Below are 2,941 nucleotides of genomic sequence, written 5' to 3'. Positions count from 1 at the left end.
ACCTCTTGGGGTTGTATGGTTAAGTGACTAAGCGTACACGGTGGATGCCTTGGCAGTCAGAGGCGATGAAGGACGTATTAACTTGCGATAAGCGTAGATTAGGCAGTAAAAGCCACTTGAGTCTACGATTTCCGAATGGGGAAACCCAGTGGCATAAGTCACTATCATTAACTGAATACATAGGTTAATGAGGCGAACTCGGGGAACTGAAACATCTAAGTACCCGAAGGAAGAGAAATCAACCGAGATTCCGAAAGTAGCGGCGAGCGAAATTGGATTAGCCCTTAAGCTTTTTATGCGTCAGGTGAAGGCTCTGGAAAGTGCCGCGATACAGGGTGATAGCCCCGTAACCGACAACGTGTTTAAAGTGAAATCGAGTAAGGCGGGACACGTGATATCCTGTTTGAATATGGGGGGACCATCCTCCAAGGCTAAATACTACTGACTGACCGATAGTGAACCAGTACCGTGAGGGAAAGGCGAAAAGAACCCCTGTGAGGGGAGTGAAATAGAACCTGAAACCGTGTACGTACAAGCAGTAGGAGCACCTTCGTGGTGTGACTGCGTACCTTTTGTATAATGGGTCAGCGACTTATATTCAGTGGCAAGGTTAACCGTTTAGGGGAGCCGTAGGGAAACCGAGTCTTAACTGGGCGTTCAGTCTCTGGATATAGACCCGAAACCAGGTGATCTAGCCATGGGCAGGTTGAAGGTTGAGTAACATCAACTGGAGGACCGAACCGACTAATGTTGAAAAATTAGCGGATGACTTGTGGCTAGGGGTGAAAGGCCAATCAAACCTGGAGATAGCTGGTTCTCCCCGAAAGCTATTTAGGTAGCGCCTCGGACGAATACTACTGGGGGTAGAGCACTGTTAAGGCTAGGGGGTCATCCCGACTTACCAACCCTTTGCAAACTCCGAATACCAGTAAGTACTATCCGGGAGACACACAGCGGGTGCTAACGTCCGTTGTGGAGAGGGAAACAACCCAGACCGCCAGCTAAGGTCCCAAAGTATAGCTAAGTGGGAAACGATGTGGGAAGGCTCAGACAGCCAGGATGTTGGCTTAGAAGCAGCCATCATTTAAAGAAAGCGTAATAGCTCACTGGTCGAGTCGGCCTGCGCGGAAGATGTAACGGGGCTAAGCTATACACCGAAGCTGCGGCAATACAGTTTACTGTATTGGGTAGGGGAGCGTTCTGTAAGCCGTTGAAGGTGAACTGTAAGGTTTGCTGGAGGTATCAGAAGTGCGAATGCTGACATGAGTAACGATAATGGGGGTGAAAAACCTCCACGCCGGAAGACCAAGGGTTCCTGTCCAACGTTAATCGGGGCAGGGTAAGTCGACCCCTAAGGCGAGGCCGAAAGGCGTAGTCGATGGGAAACGGGTTAATATTCCCGTACTTCTTACAATTGCGATGGGGGGACGGAGAAGGCTAGGTGGGCCTGGCGACGGTTGTCCAGGTTCAAGGGTGTAGGCTGATTTCTTAGGTAAATCCGGGAAATCACTAAGGCTGAGACCCGATGTCGAGCTACTACGGTAGTGAAGTCATTGATGCCATGCTTCCAGGAAAAGCCTCTAAGCTTCAGATTGTAAGGAATCGTACCCCAAACCGACACAGGTGGTCGGGTAGAGAATACCAAGGCGCTTGAGAGAACTCGGGTGAAGGAACTAGGCAAAATGGTACCGTAACTTCGGGAGAAGGTACGCTCTTGTCGGTGAAGTCCCTTGCGGATGGAGCTAACGAGAGTCGCAGATACCAGGTGGCTGCAACTGTTTATTAAAAACACAGCACTGTGCAAAATCGTAAGATGACGTATACGGTGTGACGCCTGCCCGGTGCCGGAAGGTTAATTGATGGGGTTAGACTTCGGTCGAAGCTCTTGATCGAAGCCCCGGTAAACGGCGGCCGTAACTATAACGGTCCTAAGGTAGCGAAATTCCTTGTCGGGTAAGTTCCGACCTGCACGAATGGCGTAATGATGGCCACGCTGTCTCCACCCGAGACTCAGTGAAATTGAAATCGCTGTGAAGATGCAGTGTACCCGCGGCTAGACGGAAAGACCCCGTGAACCTTTACTACAGCTTGGCACTGAACATTGAGCCTACATGTGTAGGATAGGTGGGAGCCTTTGAAGCGTGTACGCCAGTATGCGTGGAGGCAATCTTGAAATACCACCCTTGTATGTTTGATGTTCTAACTTAGCCCCATAATCTGGGGTGAGGACAGTGCCTGGTGGGTAGTTTGACTGGGGCGGTCTCCTCCCAAAGAGTAACGGAGGAGCACGAAGGTGGGCTAAACACGGTTGGACATCGTGTGGTTAGTGCAATGGCATAAGCCCGCTTGACTGCGAGAATGACAATTCGAGCAGGTGCGAAAGCAGGTCATAGTGATCCGGTGGTTCTGAATGGAAGGGCCATCGCTCAACGGATAAAAGGTACTCCGGGGATAACAGGCTGATACCGCCCAAGAGTTCATATCGACGGCGGTGTTTGGCACCTCGATGTCGGCTCATCACATCCTGGGGCTGAAGTCGGTCCCAAGGGTATGGCTGTTCGCCATTTAAAGTGGTACGCGAGCTGGGTTTAGAACGTCGTGAGACAGTTCGGTCCCTATCTGCCGTGGGCGTTGGAAGATTGAAGGGGGCTGCTCCTAGTACGAGAGGACCGGAGTGGACGAACCTCTGGTGTTCGGGTTGTCATGCCAATGGCATTGCCCGGTAGCTAAGTTCGGAATCGATAACCGCTGAAAGCATCTAAGCGGGAAGCGAGCCCTGAGATGAGTCTTCCCTGGCACTTTAAGTGTCCTAAAGGGTTGTTCGAGACTAGAACGTTGATAGGCAGGGTGTGTAAGTGCTGCGAGGCATTGAGCTAACCTGTACTAATTGCCCGTGAGGCTTAACCATACAACACCCAAGGGGTTTTGATTGGACTCAAAG

At 51.1% G+C, this 2,941-nt stretch carries 1 rRNA gene; it reads left to right on the top strand.

Annotated elements, in window-relative coordinates:
- The first annotated feature begins 17 nt into the window (after nucleotides 1-17).
- A 23S ribosomal RNA gene (locus LNL84_RS19530) occupies nucleotides 18-2,908 on the top strand.
- The last annotated feature ends 33 nt before the right edge of the window (nucleotides 2,909-2,941 follow it).

Origin of the sequence: Vibrio gelatinilyticus (genome assembly GCF_022836845.1) — a bacterium.
Taxonomy (GTDB): Bacteria; Pseudomonadota; Gammaproteobacteria; order Enterobacterales; family Vibrionaceae; genus Vibrio; species Vibrio gelatinilyticus.
This window is presented reverse-complemented; position numbering and strand designations above follow the sequence as displayed.